This is a genomic window from Acetobacterium sp. MES1, from assembly GCF_002237635.1.
In the GTDB taxonomy this organism is placed as follows: Bacteria; Bacillota; Clostridia; order Eubacteriales; family Eubacteriaceae; genus Acetobacterium; species Acetobacterium wieringae.
This window is the reverse complement of record NZ_MJUY01000025.1, coordinates 127,731-146,523: the sequence shown is the minus strand read 5'-3', so window position 1 is coordinate 146,523 and position 18,793 is coordinate 127,731. Positions and strand designations below refer to the sequence as shown.

Sequence of the window (18,793 nt, the reverse complement as noted above, 5' to 3'; positions counted from 1 at the left end):
TGATTTAATTGCGTTGTTAAGACAGGGCATTTAGCGTTTAATTCTGAACTAACCATTGGTGGTTCAATGCGATGGCTTTGCGAACCTGCTCTTCGGCTGGTCCGCCAATAATATTTCGTTGGTTGACACAGACATTCAGATCGATGGCAGAAAAAATGGATTCATCAAAAACCGGTGAGACACTCTGGTATTCTTCCAGGGTTAGTTCATCGAGGCTTTTTTGCTGTTCCAGCGCAAAAAAAACTAATTTGCCAATGATTTCGTGGGCATCACGAAAGGCGATCCCGTGCTTAACGAGCCAATCAGCGGCATCGGTGGCGTTGGAAAATCCGCCGGCGGCTGCCTTTTTCATCGTTTCCTTATTAACGGTCAGGGTTTTGATCATTTTGGCAAAAGTGATCAGACAGATCTTAATGGTATCATAGGTATCGAATACTGGTTCCTTATCCTCCTGCATGTCCTTATTATAGGCCAGGGGAATCCCCTTCATGGTGGTCAGCAGGCCCATCAGGTTGCCATATACCCGGCCAGTTTTACCCCGCACCAGTTCAGCGATGTCCGGATTTTTTTTCTGAGGCATGATGCTACTGCCAGTACTGAAGGCATCATCGAGGGTGATGAAATTAAACTCGCTGCTGCACCAGAGGATGATCTCTTCCGAAAAACGGCTGAGGTGCATCATTAAGACGGAGGCTGCTTCAAGGAAATCAAGACAGAAATCCCGATCCGAAACGCCATCCAGACTGTTCAGGGAAACAAAGGCAAAGTCCAATTCTGCGGCAACTGCAGATCGATCCAGTGGATAGGTAGTGGTTGCCAAAGCACCGGAACCCAGCGGTAAGGTATCTGCCATCGCTTTAACCTGGGTCATTCGGATCATATCCCGCTTGAACATTTCCACATAAGCCATCAGATGATGGGCAAAAGTAATGGGTTGGGCCCGTTGCAGATGCGTATAGCCGGGCATGATAGTGTTGGTATGGTCATCAGCCAGATCGAGCAGGGTCAGAATCAGGTTGCGAATTAGAGACTTGCAGTCATCGGCAATCTCCTTGACATAGAGGCGCATATCGGTCGCCACCTGATCGTTGCGGCTTCGGCCGGTATGGAGTTTTTTGCCGACGTCACCAATTCGTTCAGTCAAAATGGCTTCGACATTCATATGAATATCTTCCATTGATACCGAAAACTCAACGTTTCCGGCTTCGATATCGATAAGAATGGTTTCTAACGTTTTGATGATCAGTTCAGCCTCGTTGGGATCAATAATATTTTGTTTTCCAAGCATTCGGGCATGGGCAATACTTCCAGTGATGTCCTGTTTGTACAGGCGTTGATCAAAGGATATGGACGAGTTGAAATCATCAGTTAAAAGGTCGGTTTTTTTAGAAAACCGACCTCCCCACATTTTTTTCATTATATTCTATTCCCCTTTTTCTTCGCGGCTGAGTCGCATTAAAGCACGAACCTTAAGCGGTAAGCCAAATAAATGGATAAATCCTTCAGCGTCCTTATGATCATAAAGATCACCAGTAGTAAAGCTGGCAATTTCGGCATTGTAGAGTGAGTAAGGTGAGGTCACGCCAATGAGAATAATATTGCCCTTATATAACTTTAAACGAACATTTCCGGTAACCGTTTTTTGGGTTTCATCGACAAAGGCTGTTAAAGCTTCCCGCAGCGGTGTAAACCACTCGCCGTTGTAGGCCAGTTCAGCAAATTTAACGGCTGCCTGTTGTTTAAAGCCAAAGGTTTGACGATCAAGACACATATGTTCCAATTCTTCATGGGCTTTGTAAAGGATTGAACCGCCGGGAGTTTCATAAATTCCCCGGGATTTCATCCCTACCACCCGGTTTTCAATGAGATCAACGACACCAATGCTGTGACGGCCACCAATAATATTGAGTTGTTCAAGCAGTTCCCGGCCCGTCATTTCTACACCGTTTAGTCGGACGGGAATTCCCTGTTCAAAGTCAAGACTGACAATTTCAGCTTCATCCGGCGCTTCTTCCAATGGGGTGGTCATTTGCAGTAATTTTTTATACTGTGGTTCCAGGGAGGGATCTTCCAGTTCCAGACCTTCATGGCTCATATGCAGAATATTTTTATCCCGGCTGTAGCTGTTGCTGATCGACATCGGTACCTTGATATCATGCATGACACAATAGTCCATGGCATCTTCCCGGGACTTGATATCCCAAATTCGCCAGGGGGCAATGATTTTTAACTGTGGTGCTAAAGCACCAATGGTCAATTCAAAACGAACCTGGTCATTTCCCTTGCCGGTGGCACCGTGACAGATGGCTTCAGCGCCTTCCAGTTCAGCATATTTTACCAGCACCTTGGCAATCAAAGGACGGGCCAGGGAGGTACCCAACAAGTATTTTTTCTCATAAATGGCATCAGCTTGAAGCGCGGGCCACACATAATCTTCGACGAATTCGTCGGTTACGTCTTCAATATATAATTTGCTGGCACCTGAAGCCAGAGCTCTTTCCTCGAGACCGTCAAGTTCAGTACCCTGTCCCACATCGACACACACAGCAATAACATCATAGTCATAGGTATTTTTAAGCCATGGGATAATGGTTGTGGTATCCAATCCCCCGGAATAGGCAAGAATTACTTTTTTCTTCAATTTTATATCCTCCTGATAATTATCTCGTTGGTATAATCAACTTAATCACATGAATGATTATACAATCATTTCAAGAGAAAAGCAAGTATAAAAAGAAAATAATTCGCATAAATTTATAAATATACATAAAAACGCTTGATTATGCATATAAAAACTAGTATAATACAAAAATAATATATTATATATTTAAGAAACTAACAGACAGACTTCACATATTTTGGTAAAATAAATATTTAAAGAGTTTACTTGGATAGTATAAAAATAGAATACTAAGATTGTAGATAAACCGCATCTCGATTTTTTGTGGGATTGTGTGACCCGGTTTGCCTAAACTCTTACTATTCTTAAACAAAGACATTTAAGAAAGGAAGTAAAATAAAATGATTAAAGCATCTGTTATCGGAGGAACTGGTTATGCCGGACAGGAACTGATCCGTATTTTAATGCGGCATCCTGAAGTAGAAGTGGTGACAATCGGAACCAGAAGCTTTTCCGGACAAAAATTCAGTGATATCTATGGAAACTTTCAAGGTATTACCGATCTCGTTTGTGAAGCAACCGACATCAAAGAATTGGCAGAGAAGTCGGATGTGGTATTTTTGGCGTTACCCCATGGAATTGCATCCAAAACCGTTACGGCAGAGGTACTCACAAAAACAAAGGTCATCGATCTGGGGGCTGATTTCCGGATTAAAGATATCGATGTATATGAGGATTGGTACCAAACCGAGCATTTTAACCATTCATTACTGAATGATGCGGTTTATGGATTATGTGAATTGCATCGGGAAGAGATAAAAAAGGCCCAGCTTATTTCAAATCCCGGCTGTTATACAACCTGCAGCATTTTAAGCCTGGCGCCATTAATCAAAAATAATCTGATTGATACGGGCAGCATTATCGTTGATGCCAAATCAGGGGTAACTGGAGCTGGCCGGGGAACAGTCACCGATTTGATGTACTCCGAGTGCAATGAAACCATCAAGGCTTATAAAATCGGTACCCATCGACATACGCCGGAAATTGAGCAGGAATTGCGGCTATTAAATGGTCAGGATTTTAATATTCTGTTCACCCCCCATCTGGTTCCAATGAATCGGGGCATTCTGGCCTTATCCTATGCTAAATTAACCGCTGACCTGAGTCTGGAAGCGATCAAGGCGATTTACCGTGAATTCTACAACGACGAATATTTTGTCAGAATTCTGGAAAATCGGATGCCGGAAACCCGCTGGGTGAAAGGAACTAATTTTTGTGATATCGGGTTGTCCATCGATCCTAGAACCAACCACGTCATTGTCGTAGGAGCCATTGATAATCTGATTAAAGGAGCCGCCGGGCAGGCGGTACAAAATATGAATATCTGTTTTGGACTGGCTGAAAAAACCGGTATCGACTTTATTGCCGATTTTCCCATTTAAATAAGCATTGACAAATCAGTTAATAATGGTGTGATATAAGAATATAGAGTCCGCACCGACAACAGATTAGCAGTTGGTCGGTATGACAGTTTGGTGAAAACCTGACGGATCAGAGACGATTCATTAAAATACAAGGAGTAAAGACATGAAACTAATAAAGACAGGTGGAGTGACAACACCTCTGGGTTTTAAAACCGGGGGAATCAATTGCGGCATTAAAAAGAATGAAAAAAATGATCTGGCAATGATTTTTTCAGAGGTACCCGGGGCAACCAGCATCATGACAACTACCAATGTTGTCAAGGCTGCGCCGATTCTCTGGTGTAACAAAGCCATGAATAATCCCTACAAGCAGGCAGTGGTGGTCAACAGTGGCAACGCCAATGCCTGCACAGGACAAAAAGGCGAGGAAGCTGTAGCAGCTACAGCCAACAAAGCGGCAGCGGTTTTAGGGGTGCAACCGGAGGATGTGCTGATTGCTTCAACTGGGGTGATTGGGGTGATTTTACCGGTGGAAAAAATTCTGTCTGGGATTGAACTCCTGGGAGCAAAATTGGGAAACAGCCCAGCAGACGGCGACATTGCTGCAAATACGATTTTGACCACTGATACAGTAAAAAAGACCATTGCCGTCGAGGTGGAAATCGGCGGTAAGTCCGTAAAGATCGGCGGCATGGCCAAGGGCTCCGGGATGATTCATCCCAATATGGCGACGATGCTGTCCTTTGTGACGACTGATGCAAATATTGAACCAGCCCTGCTTGATCAGTTGCTAAAAGAAACCACTGTTGATACTTACAATATGATCTCTGTGGATGGCGACACCAGTACCAATGACATGGTAGCGGTGATTGCCAACGGGATGGCTGGAAATCTGCCCTTGCAGGAAAATACCCCGGATTATGAGATCTTTAGAGAAGCTTTTATATATGTACATAAAACCCTGGCAAAAAAAATCATTCGCGATGGCGAAGGCGCTTCCAAGTTTGTGGAAGTGGAAGTTCGTGGGACAAAAACCAAAGATGATGCCCGCAAGCTGGCTAAATCGGTAATCACGTCCAGTCTGGTCAAAACCGCCTTATTTGGGGAAGATGCCAATTGGGGTCGGGTGCTCTGTGCCTTGGGCTATTCCGGGGCTGAATTTGATCCCTTGAAGGTTTCCCTGGTTTTTTCCAGTCAGGCTGGGATGATTACCCTCTTAAACGATGGTGCCCCGATTGCCTTTGATGAAGATGAAGCGAAGAAAGTGCTGTCCGAAACAGATATTTATATTGTGGTTGAAATGGAAGAAGGCGATGAAAAAGCTGTGGCCTGGGGATGTGATTTGTCCTACGATTATGTCAAAATCAATGGCGATTACCGAAGTTAAATAGAAAAGAGTAAATAATGGAAAAATATATTGAAAAGGCCAAGATTCTGATCGAAGCTTTGCCCTATATCCAACAGTTTAAAAAGAAAACCATGGTCATTAAATATGGTGGCAGTTTTATGTATGATGAGGCCAGAAAGCAGTCGGTGATGGATGATATTTCGCTGATGCGTCTGGTGGGCATCCGTTTGATCATTGTTCATGGCGGCGGCAAAGATATTTCCGGAATGCTGAGTGACTTGGAAATCCAGACCGAATTTGTCGAAGGGTTGCGGATTACCAATGAAAAGGTGGTCGAAATTGCCGAAATGGTCTTATCCGGAAAAATCAACAAGGAAATTGTCCAGCTGCTTCAGAACCGTGAAATGAATGCTGTCGGCCTTTCAGGAAAAGATGGCGGGATGATCAAGGTGAAGAAGAAATTTGTTAATAATCTGGACATCGGTTTTGTTGGGGACATTATCCGGGTTGATAACCGGCTCTTGAATACTCTGTTAAAAGACGATTATCTGCCGGTGATTGCGCCGATTGGCACGGATAAAACCGGCCAGAGCTACAACATCAATGCTGATCATGTAGCGTATGCCATTGCCAAAGCAGTTAAAGCTGAAAAGCTGATTTATCTAACCGATACCGATGGGGTCTATATGGATCCGGACAATCCGGATTCGATTATCAGACGGTTGTTTGCTGAAAATGTGCCCAAACTGATTGAAGAGGGGATTATTTCCGGCGGGATGATTCCCAAGGTGGAAAACAGTGTCGATGCTCTGAATCAGGGGGTCAATTCGGTACATATTTTAGATGGGAAGGTGGAACATTCAATGCTACTGGAATTGTTCACAGCCGCTGGAGTCGGGACGATGATTCGTCGTTCTATTATATAAGGAGGACAATATGGATTTAATAACACGAGGAAGCAATGTGATCATGGAAACCTATAAGCGTTTTCCATTGGTTTTTGATAAGGGGCAGGGTTGTATTTTAACCGATAATAATGGCAAAGAGTATCTGGACTTTGTAGCTGGGATCGCAGTTGATGCCTTGGGTCATTCCCATCCGGGTCTGCTGGCAGCAATGCAGGCGCAGATGGAAAAACTGGTTCATATTTCCAATCTTTACTGGTCCGAACCGGGTATTGAACTGGCCGAAATGCTGACCAAGGCCAGTGGCCTGGATAAGGTTTTCTATTGTAACAGCGGGGCAGAAGCCTGTGAAGCGGCTTTAAAACTGTGTCGGGTTTATGGTAAACTTAAAAAAGATGAGGAAGCGGTGGAAATCATTGCCATGAATCAGTCTTTTCATGGCCGAACCTATGCGGCCATCACTGCCACGGGTCAACCCAAATACCAGCAAAATCTGGAGCCTTTGATGCCGGAGATTTATCATGTGCCTTATAATGATATCGAGGCACTAAAGGCGCTGATCAGCCCCAAAACCTGTGGGATTATTTTAGAACCGATTCAGGGCGAAGGGGGAATCTATCCCGCCGATCCGGACTATTTAAAAGAGGTTCGAAAGATCTGTGATGAACAAAACATCGTGCTGATTTTTGACGAGGTGCAAACGGGGATTGGTCGTTCAGGAAAATTGTTTGCTTACCAGCAATATGGTGTTGTACCGGATGTGGTGACGATGGCAAAAGGCTTAGGGGGCGGGGTTCCCATTGGTGGCATCATTGCCAAAGACCATGTGGCCGAAGTCTTTACCCCGGGAACCCATGCATCCACTTTTGGGGGCAATCCTTTTGTAACGGCCACCGCCAAATATGTGATTGAAACCCTGACCGCACCGGGATTTTTTGAAGCGGTCACGGAAAAAGGGGATTATCTTAAAGCCCAACTAGAAGCCTTAAAAAAAGAGCATCCGGCTATTAAAGAGGTGCGTGGTATGGGACTAATTGTGGGGGTTCAGATTGATGCCGATTTGGGGGCCATCGTTGCCAAAGCGATGGAAAAAGGCTTGTTGTTGATTACTGCTGGCAGCAATGCCATTCGTTTTGTGCCACCGCTGGTGGTTGCCAAAGCCGAAATTGATCAGGCGGTGCAGATTTTTGCTGAATGTTTATAGAAATAAAACGGGGCGATCCGCCCCGTTTCAGACTGTCAAAAAAGATAACCTAGTACCGACAATTGTTACATCATGTTGTGACCTAGGGGTCAGACCCTACGCATCGGAGCGGACACGGCATCGCCTGTCCGATTCTGCGCGCAGGCAACGAGCCAATCATAAGCTTGCTTATAGTTGGCGACTGCCCGCGACCAATGCGAAAGGAGCGTAGCGGATTTCGCATGGTGCAGCGAACAACAGATTAACAATTGGTCGGTACGGTAGTTTATCGACAACCTCAAACGGGGCAATCCGCCCCGTTTTTTTACTGTTTTTTTAGCAAGATAGTCGCTTTGGTGCCCTGATTGATTTCGCTGGTGATGATCAGTTTGCCGCGATGAATGCTGACGATGCTGTCAATGATCGATAATCCCAGGCCCGAACCGCCAGTGGCCCGGGAACGGTCACTGCTGATGCGGTAAAAACGTTCCTTGATTTTGTCAAGCTCGGCGGCGGGGATTCCACAACCGGTATCGCTGACAATGATTTCATTAGTGGTTTTACTATGGACGCGACAGCTCAGGGTGATGGTTCCACCAGTCGGAGTGTACTTGCGGCTATTATCCAGCAGACCGCGAATCGCCTGGATCAGCAGGCCTTCATTACCCCGGACAAAGGCGTGGTCACAGGATTCCATGATGTATTGGTGATCGGGATCAATCATCTGACACTGATAAAAAATCTTTTCCAAAAGCGTCGAAATATCCAGAATAATAAAATCTTCATCAAAATAATTGTTTTCAATTCGCGTAATCAATAATAAATCTTCGACCATCTTATTCATCCCCTGAATTTCATCCCGAATCGCTTCAATTGATTCATCCCGGAGTTGCGGATCATTTTTGCCCCAATCGGATAAAATATCAATATAGCCCTGAATCACCGTTAGAGGAATCCGCAGTTCATGGGAGGCATCCGAAACAAAACGCTTCTGGTTATTAAAAGCGGATTCCAGTTTTTTGATCATCTGGTTTAAAGACATGATCAGCTGATCCAGCTCATCCTTGTTGCCGGTTTCTTCGATCCGCACATTTAAATTGTTTTCGGTGATATTTTTAGCGGTTTCGGAGATTTCAATCAGCGGTTTCAGGGTTTGCTTGGTACCATAAATGCCGATTAGAATTATGGCAATCAGTCCGAGAATGCTGATGGCGATCATCAGAATAAACAGGGTAGTCATGAATACATAACTATCATTGAGGTTTTTGATAATCTGGAGATAGATAATGTCGCCGTCTTCCAGCACATAGTAGGACCCCAGATAATAGTATTCGATCTGGTTGTAGCGCAACGAGTTTACGGTAATGGTTTGATCGTTGTCGTCATTAAAGCTGAACTCGAATAAATGAAAATTATACTTATCGAGGTTTTCAGCAACCAGCAGATCAGTCAGGATTTCGGATGATTGATAGATATTGCCTTGGTTATCCTTGAGTTGATAGGCAATGAGCGAATTATCCTTGACATAGGGATAAAGTTTTTCTGAAATGAATTCCAGTCGTTGGTCAGCTGGTAAGCTGAGTAGGGCGGGCATGTTCTCGTCCAGGGTATTGATGACGTAATTATTAAAGCGGATCATCGTCGCTTTGCTTTCGTTTAAAATAAGTTGCTGGGAGAAAAAGAAAACCATCAAAAACGAAAGCGTTAATACAGCCGTCAAAGCCAGAATAAAAAAGAACACAATGCGATGATATATTTTTAACGGCTTTTTACGACCGGGAATATTTAGCTTATCGAACCACATAGCCCCGCCCCCGAACGGTCTGGATCAGTTTTTCATCAAAATCCCGGTCGATTTTGTCCCGCAGATATTTAATATAAACATCAACAATATTATCACCACCGTCATAATCAAAGCCCCAGACCTTGGTGAGGATCTGTTCCCGGGACTGAACCAGATCGTGGTTCAGGACGAGATAATAAAACAGGTCAAATTCGGTTCGGGATAAACTGATTTCCTGGGATTGGCGCTTAACGCTGAAAGCATCCAGATCGATCTCAATATCTTTAAAAATCAAATGGCTATTTGGTGCGGATTCAGGAGCATTTTTTCGAATATTGGCTTTAACTCGGGCCAACAGCTCGTCAAAATTAAAGGGTTTTGTCACATAATCATCGGCGCCAAGGTCAAAACCGGTTACCACATCATTGGTATCGTCTTTGGCGGTCAACAAAATAATTGGCAGGTGATGATTTTGGCTCTTGATATATTTAAGGACATCATAACCAGAGACCTCCGGTAGCATAATGTCAAGTAAAACCAGATCAAAGCCGGGATGTTGATGATAGGCTTCGATCCCTTCCCGGCCAGTAAACGCCTTAACCGTCTCAAAACCGGCATGCTTAAGCTGCAGTTCAATGATCCGGGATATTTTCTTATCATCTTCAATAATCAGTATCTCTTTCATGGGAACCTCCATAACCAATCGATAAATAAAAAGATAAAAGTAGTACCGACAATGACCCTGGAGTCAGATAGAGTGATCATCGATAAGTGTCAGGTCGGTACGGTTGGTTTCGATTATCTTAGAATAATATCATATTTTCCTTGTTTTATATAGCTTTAAGATTTTGGCTCTATAATTAATCTGTTAACTTATAATCAAAATTCAAAAGGTGGAAGGAGTCGCTTTATGCGTATATTATTTGTAGAAGACGAAAAAAAAATAACCGATGCACTCCAGGAATTATGTAAAATACAAAACATCGATTGTGACATTGCCAACGATGGGGAGGAAGGTCTGTTATTTGCTCTAAACCCTATTTATGATGTCATTGTTTTAGATATTATGTTGCCGATCAAAAGCGGCATTGAAATTTTGCAGCAGATCCGCGACCAGGGCATTAACACCCCGGTTTTGATGCTGACGGCCAAAGGGACTATTGATGACAAGGTCAAAGGTCTGGATTTGGGTGCTGATGATTATCTGATCAAACCATTTTCTGCCAAAGAACTGTTTGCCCGGATTCGGGCCCTGGGCCGTCGTCCTGATCACGGGATCAAGGGCGAGACGATTGTTTTTGAAGATGTCAGCTTTAATACCAAAAAGAATATTCTGCAAACTGAAAGCAAAGAATTCAAGCTGTCAGTTAAGGAAGCGAAGATTCTGGAAATGTTGTTAAAGCGCCCCAATCAGGTGTTTACCCGGGAACAAATTCTGGATCGGGTGTGGGGCTTTGATAAAGAGGTCAATGAAAATAATATTGAAATTTATGTTCATAATCTGCGAAAAAAAATTGTCGATACTCAGGTTAAAATTGATACCATCCGAGGGGTAGGATACACGCTTGGGAAAAAATAGGTTGGAGAGTTAAGTCCCATGTTTAAAGAAATCAAACGCAAGATCACCATGTTTAATACCTTGATTCTGGTTATCTTCATGTTCATGTTTATCTTTCTGCTGGGTTTTTTAGTAAACTGGAGTCTTACGCTTTCCGGAGAAATGTATTTGACTACGGTGGCCAAGGAAATCATTTCAAACAATGGACAAACAACCGCTCAACCGATCAATTCCGGGGATTCGGTTCATGATAAATTTGGTTATCAATTTATTATGTGGGACAGCAGCCATGTTGTAAAATCGATGAAGGTCGAAGACCGTAATCTGATTATGCTGGGGTACGAGTTGGCGATTGAAAAAAAGGATGCTCCGCAGTTCAATCTGCTAATCTCAGACAATGTTGAGTATCGGGTTTATACCTTGCCTTACTCCAATAATTCCAACGACTATGTGCTTCAGGTTTTTCAGCAAATTTCGACGGAGCGATCGATTATTGCCTATGTCATTTCATTTTTGTTTTTAATTGGCTTAGGATCGATTGCGGTGTTGATTCCGATATCTTATTTTTTAGCTGGCAAATCCCTGCAGCCGATTAAAGACACCTTTGAGGATCAGAAGAAATTTATTGCCAATGCATCTCATGAACTGCGAACCCCGCTGACGGTTATTCAAACCAATGTTGAGGTGCTGAAACTCAAAGAGGATGAACAGATCAAGGACAACATGAAGTGGTTAAACAATATTGCCAGTGAAGGGGAAACGATGGCCAAACTCATTTCTGAGTTATTGCTGTTGGCCCAGGCTGAAAATCAGCGCCTGGCTATCGACAAGGAAGTATTTGACATATCCTCGATGTGTCAGCAAATGGTTGAGCTGATGACCGAACTGGCCAACGAAAAGGAAATTGAACTCAGTGAGAATATTTCGCCTGGGATCCAATACCGGGGCGATGAAGAACGACTCAAACAGGCGGTCCGGATTTTAGTGGATAATGCCATTAAATACACACCAGTCGGTGGAAAGGTTCAATTATGTCTGGTTCAGGGAAAGCGCCACCTGGTGATTGAGGTTAAGGATACTGGAATTGGGCTTACGGACGAAGAGAAGGCTAAAGTCTTCAGCCGTTTTTATCGGGTTGACGATGCCCGAAACCGTGAAACCGGTGGTGTTGGGCTGGGTTTGAATATCGCTGATTATATTGTCAAAAAACATAATGGCAAAATAAAAATTGACTCCATCCCCAACAAAGGAAGTACCTTTTCAATTGTTTTGCCAAAAAGTAATCAAAAGCCGGATTCAAAGAAAAACAATATTAAAGGGGATACTCTGCAATAAATGATTTGAAAAAACAACCTGTAACAGAAGTTCAATTTCTTTGTTGGTATTAAGATCATCCCGGTCTTCCAGGATGAACTTAAAAAAAAGAAAGAAATTGGACTTTTTTCGATTATAATAAAATCAACAAATAACTTATAATGAGAAGGAAGAATATGAATATTTTACTTTATCAACCAGAAATCCCCCAAAATACCGGAAATATTGCCAGAACCTGTGCATTGACAGAGACCAATCTGCATCTGATCAAACCCCTGGGTTTTTCATTGGACGAAAAACATTTAAAGCGGGCCGGCCTGGATTATTGGGAGCTTGTCAATGTCAGCGTCTATGACTCCTTTGATCAGTTTCAGGAAAAGAATCCTGATGCCAAACTGTATATTCTGACCACTAAAGCCACTAAGTTTTACCATCAAATTGAGTATGATCAAAATGCTTTTTTGATGTTCGGAAAGGAAACTGCCGGGATTCCCACCGAAATTCATGAAGCCCATCCCGATAATCGCTTTCGTATCCCGATGAGAAATCATGAAAAGGCCCGATCACTGAACTTGTCAAATGCAGTCAATATCGTTTTATATGAGGCGTTACGACAGCATGGCTTTGTGGGTTTGATTTAGGATGCTATTTTCATGAAAATTTCATGAAAATAGCTGAAAATTACATTACTTTACCATAACAGTATGTTATAATTAATTCAATCGAGATCAGGATGGTACACAATGGATCAAACAGGAAGAAAAGAAAAATTCTGGAAATCAAAGTTTTGGAAAAAATACTCGAACTATTTGTTCTTTGTTTTTCTAATCAGTGCAACAGCAATTGTTATCTTAACACAAGTTGATCCGGAAACCTTTTTAAGAACAATTAAACAAGCCAATGTTTATTGTCTCATTTTGGGGATTGGTTGTGTTTTCATCTATTGGATCTTGGAAGCTTATATGCTGCTAAAATTGATGCGGCGGGATAATCCCGATGAGAGCTTTCATTTTGCCTGGACTGTGACCATGGTTGGTCAGTATTATAATTTAATTACCCCCAGTGCCACCGGGGGTCAACCCCTGCAGCTCTATGAAATGTCAAAAAAAAATTATGGAATCGGTTCCGGAACAGCGGTGTTGGTGCAAAAATACGCACTGTATCAGGTAACGGTTACCTTTTTGGCCATCATTGCCACTATTTTTAGCATTACAGCCTTGCACCAGAGCCTGGATGCTGCCAAATGGCTGATTGCCATAGGCTTAATCGTAAACATCGCCGGAGTGGTACTGATCTTTATTCTGGCCTTTAATGCCAATGCTGCCAAAGCGATTATGCTTGGCTGTGTGCGTCTTTTACTGACGCTTCACATCATAAAAAATGCCGAAAAATATTTTGAAAAAGTCAATCACTTTATTAAGGAATACCAGATCGCCATTGATGCCTTAAAAAGCCATAAACTGCAGACCTTAAAACTATTTGTTGTTTCAATCGTGCAGATCCTGGTTTTCTATTCAGTCAACTATTGGGTGTATCGGTCATTGGGTTTGAATGAAACTAATGCGCTGACGATTATTTCCCTGCAAGCGATTCTTTATGTGGCAGTGGCCTTTGTGCCGACCCCAGGAGCCGCTGGCGGGGCAGAAGCAGGTTTTTTATTATTGTTTGGGCCCATTTACGGACCCGGCAATACTGCAGTCGCGATGATTCTCTGGCGTCTGATTACTTTTTATTTCGTTATTCTCTTTGGTGGGATCTATCTTTCGATTCATTCCATCAGAGTTGGCAAAGAGAAGGCAAAGCAAATTGAAGAAGAGTGTGATGATCAAGTTGATAATCTATAGAAAATATTAAACAACAAGGAGATTTCAGTGAGAAAAATTGGAGTTTTGCAGATTATCGATCATGTAGCTGAAATGTGTATTGAAGCCAATACATTTTTATCAGATGATATGATAGAGGGGCTGCGTCGGGCTAGGCAATCAGAAGAATCTGAAAATGGCAGAGAGATTCTGGAAACCATGCTCAGTAATTTTGAAGTTGCAAAAAATAAAAATATCCCCATTTGCCAGGACACTGGCATGGTGGTAATGTTTGTCACGTTCGGTCAGGATCTGATCATCGAGGGTGGTAGTCTTGAAGAAGCCCTCCAGGCTGGCGTCGCCAAAGGTTATGAAGAAGGCTATCTGCGAAAATCCGTGGTTGCCGACCCGTTTATCCGAACCAATACCGGCAATAATACCCCGGCGGTGATCCATTATCAGGTCGTACCTGGTGATGGCTTAAAAATAAAGATTTTACCCAAGGGCTTTGGCAGCGAAAACACCAGTGCTCTGAAGATGCTTAAACCGGCAGATGGGATGGCCGGGGTTAAAGAATTTGTGCTCCAGACCGTGGAGACTGGCGGTCCTAATGCCTGTGCACCAATTGTGGTTGGGGTGGGCGTTGGTGGTACCATGGAAAAAGCGGCGATCATGGCCAAAGAAGCCTTGAGCCGACCCTTGGGTGAACACAATCCACTGGAACATATCGAAGCGCTGGAAGAATATCTGCTTGAAGCCAGCAACGCTTTGGGAATTGGCCCAATGGGACTTGGGGGAATCAACACGGTACTTGGGGTTAACGTGGAAGTCTTTCCGACCCATATCGCCGGTCTGCCGGTGGCGGTTAATATCACCTGTTACGTTAATCGACATGTGGAAAGGGAATTATAAAATGGCTGTTGTAGAGATCAGAACACCTTTAACTAAAAAGGATCGAAAAAAACTAAAAGCCGGTGACCATGTGCGGATTTCCGGGATCATATATACAGCCCGGGATGCAGCTCACAAGCGGATGACTGAAGCGCTGGAAAAAGGTTTGCCTTTGCCGATGGATTTTACTGATGAAATTATATATTATGTCGGGCCCTGTCCTGCGAAACCCGGAGAGATCATTGGCTCAGCCGGACCAACCACCAGTGGTCGGATGGATACGTATACCCCGGAACTGCTGGATCGTGGATTGGCTGGTATGATCGGCAAAGGAAATCGAAGTGAACGGGTCATCAATAGTATGGTAAGTAATGATGCCGTTTATTTTGCCTGTGTCGGCGGTGCCGGGGCCTTATTGCAGGATTGCATCAAATCAGTCGAAATCATTGCCTATGAGGATCTGGGAACGGAAGCAATTCGAAAAATTGAAGTTAAAGATTTTCCGGCGATTGTCGTGATTGACACCAAAGGAACCAATTTATACGAAACTGAAAGAAAAAAATTCGCAAATAAGCTATGGATTTAGTGGGAGGAAACATGAAAAAAGCACAAATGGTTATTGAAACATCATTAAGAGCAGGTGGTACTGATCCGATCTTTCGAATCGCCGGAGAAGCGGCAAACCGTACCAAAGAATTGGGACCGGAAGCCGTTATTAATTCAACCATCGGAGCACTGATGGACGATGATGGCGAATTGGTAACATTCAAGTCAGTGTATGACACCTTAAAAGGCCTGCCGAATCACCTGATTGCCGATTATTCTGGGTTAGCCGGGCAACCGGATTTTTTAGAAAAGATCACGGAAGCCTGTTTTAAAAACTGTAAACCAGAAGGTTATATTCGGGCGGTGGCAACCCCGGGGGGAACCGGAGCAGTCCGCCATTCGTTCTGTAATTATACCGAACTGGGAGATACAATCTTACTGACAGACTGGTATTGGGCCGCTTATGCGACCATTGCCGATGAAAATCATCGCAAAGTCACAACCTTCCCACTTTATAATGAAGCGGGTGGATTCAATTTAGAAGGCTGGAAAAAAAGCATCCTGAAGCTGCTGGAAAAACAGCAGCGGGTATTAACGGTTCTTAATACCCCAGCCCATAATCCCACTGGCTATACCATTTCCCTGGAGGAATGGCAAGCGATCAAGACCTTTGTCACCGAAACCGCCACCGCCCAGCCGACATCTAAAATTATCCTGCTGGTGGATCTGGCCTATATCGATTTTGCTGGCGAAGGGGATGAGGCTCGTCAGTTTATGAAAATGCTGACGGGGATGCCGCATAATGTTTTGACCCTTTATGCCTTTAGTTGTTCCAAGGGTTATACCATGTATGGACTGCGAAACGGCGCCATTCTCTGTGTGGCGCCCACCGCAGAAATTGCCGATGAATTTGCCAATGCCTGCACCTATTCCAACCGCGGTAACTGGTCAAACGGCACCCGGGGAGCGATGGAAACCATCACCAAAATCTTCGGCAATGACGAATTATATAATCAGGCCATGGCTGAGCAGAGCTTCTATAAAAGCATTTTAAGACGTCGGGCCGCTGCTTTCGTGGAGGAAGCCAATAAAATCGGCCTGAAAATGGTTACCTATTGCGATGGCTTTTTTATCAGTATCCCCTGTGATAAACCCCAGGAAGTCAGCAGTCGTTTAATGGAAAATAACACCTTTGTTGTGGCATTGGGAAAAGGTCTCCGTTTTGCACCCTGCGCCGTTTCAGAAGAAAAATGTCGCCGATCACCTCAGCTGATTCTGGATGCCATCAAAGAGGTGGAAGGCCGTTAACTATTGGCATTAATAATATAGGTGGCTGCGAAGCAAATAAGTGCTTCGCAGGCATCTGTTGTTGTGAATTTTGAAAGGAAAAGAGATGAGAGTAAAAATCGTTGATGTTGCCAGAGAGGCAAATGTTTCCGTTGCAACAGTATCCCGAGTTGTTAATAATATTCCGTTAGTAAACGAAGAAACCAAGGAACGGGTATTGGAAGCCATCAAAAAAACCGGATACAAACCCAATGCCATTGCCAGAAGTCTGAAAATTCAGAAAACCAATACCATGGGAATCATGATCCCGGATATTACTAATCCTTATTATACCGAAATCGTCCGGGGCGCCGAAGATGTTTGTGGCATCTATCATTATAATATCATTTTAAGTAATACCGACTTTGATCCTGAAAAAGAAAAAAAATCGCTGAACGTGCTGGTTGAAAAACAATGCGATGGAATTATCTATGTGGGTAAAGATCTCAGTGACGAAATGCAGGCTGAGTTGATTGATGCGCCCAGCGAAGTTGTTTTAGGTTGTATTCCTGATGACAGTGGCGTGCTCAGTGGCGTTTTGATTAATAATGAAACAGCAGCCTATGAGTTGGCGACTGAGCTGATAAAAATGGGCCACAAAAAATTCATGTTGTTCTTTGATGAGTTGGAAGAAGGCTATATTTATCAGGAACGAAAAAAAGGTTTTATTAAAGCCTTTGAAGAAAATAACATCGAATTTGATGACAGCCGCATCTTAAGAGAAAAACTGAGTCTCTCCGGTGGTTACACGATGATGCAGGAAGCCATTAATTCCGGGATCGATTTCACCTGCGTTTTCTGTTTTAATGACCAGACGGCACTGGGGGCGATTCGCTGTGCTGAAGAAATGGGCAAGAAAATTCCTGAAGACATCAGCATCTGTGGCTTTAACAATTTCTGGATTGCGGAATGGACCAGACCGCAGATTACCACAGTAGCTCAGCCGATGTACGATATCGGCGCGATTGCCATGCGGATGCTGATCAAGCTGTGCGAAAAAGATGGCGATCGGACCGTTAAAAATGTTTATGTACCGCATGAGGTTCATATTCGTGGTTCGGTTACTGAGATTAAATAATAGCCGGAGCTTTTATGAAATACATTGATTGGAAAGAAACCGACCCACAAAAGAATCTGGCCTTTGAAGAATATGTCTTTAATCAAATGGATAAAGACGAGAGTTATTTTCTGTTGTGGCAGAACGATAATGCCGTAATTGTCGGAAAACACCAGAACACCATTGAGGAAATTAATCAGGAATATATCAAAGAAAATGATATCAAGGTTGTTCGTCGCCTTTCTGGTGGTGGGGCAGTTTACCATGATTTAGGAAATCTCAACTTCACCTTTATTGTTAATGAAGCGGGTCAGGAACAGTTTGACTTTCAGACCTTTACCCGCCCTCTGGTGGAAGCGCTTAAAACGCTGGGGGTCAATGCAGAATTCAACAGCCGGAATGATCTTGCCATCGATGGAAAGAAATTTTCCGGCAACTCCCAATATGCTAAACGGGGGCGGATTCTCCACCACGGTACGATCCTATTCAATTCAAATCTGGCTACCATTCAGAGTGCTTTGAAAGTAAAGCAGGATAAAATTGAATCCAAGGGGATCAAATCAGTTAAAAGTCGGGTCACCAACATTGTCGACTACCTGGATGAAGACTATACCCTGGAAGATTTTAAAGCAGCGTTGCTAAAAGCGATGTTTGAAAATGACAATTTGGAAATGATCACCCTTTTAGAGGAAGAAATCCAGGCGATTGAACAGTTGAAAACAGAAAAATATGCAACATGGGATTGGAATTATGGAAAATCGCCTCGATATAATTTGCGAAAAGAAAGAAAATGCGACTTTGGTCTGATTACAGTTTTGCTTCAGGTTGAAAAGGGTGAAATCAAAGAGCTTCACTTTTATGGCGATTATTTTGGCAATGGGGACATTCAGGAACTGGAAACGCTGCTGATTGGGGTAAAACCAACCGAGGAAGCGCTGTCAAAGGTTCTCAAAGACATCGCGCTGTCTGATTATATTAATGGATTGGATGTAAAAACTTTACTTGACTTAATACTATATTAAATGCAGCAATTAGG

At 43.4% G+C, this 18,793-nt stretch carries 17 protein-coding genes; 13 read left to right on the top strand and 4 right to left on the bottom strand.

What is annotated here, in order from left to right; genetic code table 11:
* Nucleotides 1-37 precede the first annotated feature (37 nt).
* Both argH and BI182_RS09080 read right to left on the bottom strand, forming a co-directional pair.
* Nucleotides 38-1,417 carry an argininosuccinate lyase gene (argH, locus tag BI182_RS09085; protein WP_286807211.1) on the bottom strand — a complete coding sequence of 460 codons (1,380 nt, stop codon included), beginning with the start codon at nt 1,415-1,417 and terminating at the stop codon, nt 38-40.
* A 6-nt stretch (nt 1,418-1,423) separates the two neighbouring features.
* Nucleotides 1,424-2,641 (bottom strand): argininosuccinate synthase, encoded by a 1,218-nt coding sequence (locus tag BI182_RS09080; protein WP_070370522.1) that lies wholly within the window; start codon nt 2,639-2,641, stop codon nt 1,424-1,426.
* A 380-nt stretch (nt 2,642-3,021) separates the two neighbouring features.
* On the opposite strand from BI182_RS09080, the gene argC reads away from it, so the two are divergent.
* The 4 genes from argC (at nt 3,022) to BI182_RS09060 (ending at nt 7,501) form a co-directional block, all read left to right on the top strand.
* Complete coding sequence (argC, locus tag BI182_RS09075; protein ID WP_286807208.1) at nt 3,022-4,062, top strand: N-acetyl-gamma-glutamyl-phosphate reductase; 1,041 nt, start codon at nt 3,022-3,024, stop codon at nt 4,060-4,062.
* Nucleotides 4,063-4,207: 145 nt separating this feature from the next.
* Nucleotides 4,208-5,431 (top strand): bifunctional glutamate N-acetyltransferase/amino-acid acetyltransferase ArgJ, encoded by a 1,224-nt coding sequence (gene argJ / locus BI182_RS09070; protein ID WP_286807207.1) that lies wholly within the window; start codon nt 4,208-4,210, stop codon nt 5,429-5,431.
* A 17-nt stretch (nt 5,432-5,448) separates the two neighbouring features.
* A complete protein-coding gene (argB, locus tag BI182_RS09065; protein WP_070370525.1) occupies nt 5,449-6,318 on the top strand; it encodes an acetylglutamate kinase in 870 nt (289 codons plus the stop codon).
* Nucleotides 6,319-6,328: 10 nt separating this feature from the next.
* Nucleotides 6,329-7,501 carry an acetylornithine transaminase gene (locus tag BI182_RS09060; protein ID WP_286807201.1) on the top strand — a complete coding sequence of 391 codons (1,173 nt, stop codon included), beginning with the start codon at nt 6,329-6,331 and terminating at the stop codon, nt 7,499-7,501.
* Between the two features lie 304 nt (nt 7,502-7,805).
* Here BI182_RS09060 and BI182_RS09055 read toward each other — a convergent pair whose 3' ends face one another.
* Together BI182_RS09055 and BI182_RS09050 are read right to left on the bottom strand one after the other, a co-directional pair.
* The gene (locus BI182_RS09055) at nt 7,806-9,284 is read right to left on the bottom strand and encodes a sensor histidine kinase (protein ID WP_070370527.1); all 1,479 of its coding nucleotides are present in this window, start codon (nt 9,282-9,284) and stop codon (nt 7,806-7,808) included.
* A complete protein-coding gene (locus BI182_RS09050; protein WP_286807199.1) occupies nt 9,271-9,948 on the bottom strand; it encodes a response regulator transcription factor in 678 nt (225 codons plus the stop codon). The genes BI182_RS09055 and BI182_RS09050 overlap by 14 nt, the downstream gene beginning before the upstream one ends.
* Nucleotides 9,949-10,173: 225 nt before the next feature.
* Between BI182_RS09050 and BI182_RS09045 the strand changes: the two genes are divergently transcribed.
* From BI182_RS09045 to lplA, 9 genes are all read left to right on the top strand, one after another.
* Nucleotides 10,174-10,842, top strand: coding sequence for a response regulator transcription factor (locus tag BI182_RS09045; RefSeq protein WP_014355748.1), 669 nt, complete (start codon nt 10,174-10,176; stop codon nt 10,840-10,842).
* Between the two features lie 18 nt (nt 10,843-10,860).
* The gene (locus BI182_RS09040; protein WP_070370529.1) at nt 10,861-12,156 is read left to right on the top strand and encodes a sensor histidine kinase; all 1,296 of its coding nucleotides are present in this window, start codon (nt 10,861-10,863) and stop codon (nt 12,154-12,156) included.
* Between the two features lie 155 nt (nt 12,157-12,311).
* Entirely contained in the window at nt 12,312-12,776 is a 465-nt protein-coding gene (gene trmL, locus BI182_RS09035; RefSeq protein WP_070370530.1) for a tRNA (uridine(34)/cytosine(34)/5-carboxymethylaminomethyluridine(34)-2'-O)-methyltransferase TrmL, read from the top strand.
* A gap of 102 nt (nt 12,777-12,878) precedes the next feature.
* Nucleotides 12,879-13,979, top strand: coding sequence for a lysylphosphatidylglycerol synthase transmembrane domain-containing protein (locus BI182_RS09030; protein WP_286807188.1), 1,101 nt, complete (start codon nt 12,879-12,881; stop codon nt 13,977-13,979).
* A 27-nt stretch (nt 13,980-14,006) separates the two neighbouring features.
* Complete coding sequence (locus BI182_RS09025) at nt 14,007-14,849, top strand: fumarate hydratase (protein ID WP_286807184.1); 843 nt, start codon at nt 14,007-14,009, stop codon at nt 14,847-14,849.
* 1 nt (nt 14,850) lies between these two features.
* Complete coding sequence (locus BI182_RS09020) at nt 14,851-15,414, top strand: Fe-S-containing hydro-lyase (protein WP_286807180.1); 564 nt, start codon at nt 14,851-14,853, stop codon at nt 15,412-15,414.
* Between the two features lie 11 nt (nt 15,415-15,425).
* A complete protein-coding gene (locus BI182_RS09015) occupies nt 15,426-16,682 on the top strand; it encodes a pyridoxal phosphate-dependent aminotransferase (protein WP_070370534.1) in 1,257 nt (418 codons plus the stop codon).
* 85 nt (nt 16,683-16,767) lie between these two features.
* The gene (locus BI182_RS09010) at nt 16,768-17,778 is read left to right on the top strand and encodes a LacI family DNA-binding transcriptional regulator (protein WP_070370535.1); all 1,011 of its coding nucleotides are present in this window, start codon (nt 16,768-16,770) and stop codon (nt 17,776-17,778) included.
* Nucleotides 17,779-17,792: 14 nt separating this feature from the next.
* Nucleotides 17,793-18,779 carry a lipoate--protein ligase gene (gene lplA / locus BI182_RS09005; protein WP_148638713.1) on the top strand — a complete coding sequence of 329 codons (987 nt, stop codon included), beginning with the start codon at nt 17,793-17,795 and terminating at the stop codon, nt 18,777-18,779.
* Nucleotides 18,780-18,793 lie beyond the last annotated feature (14 nt).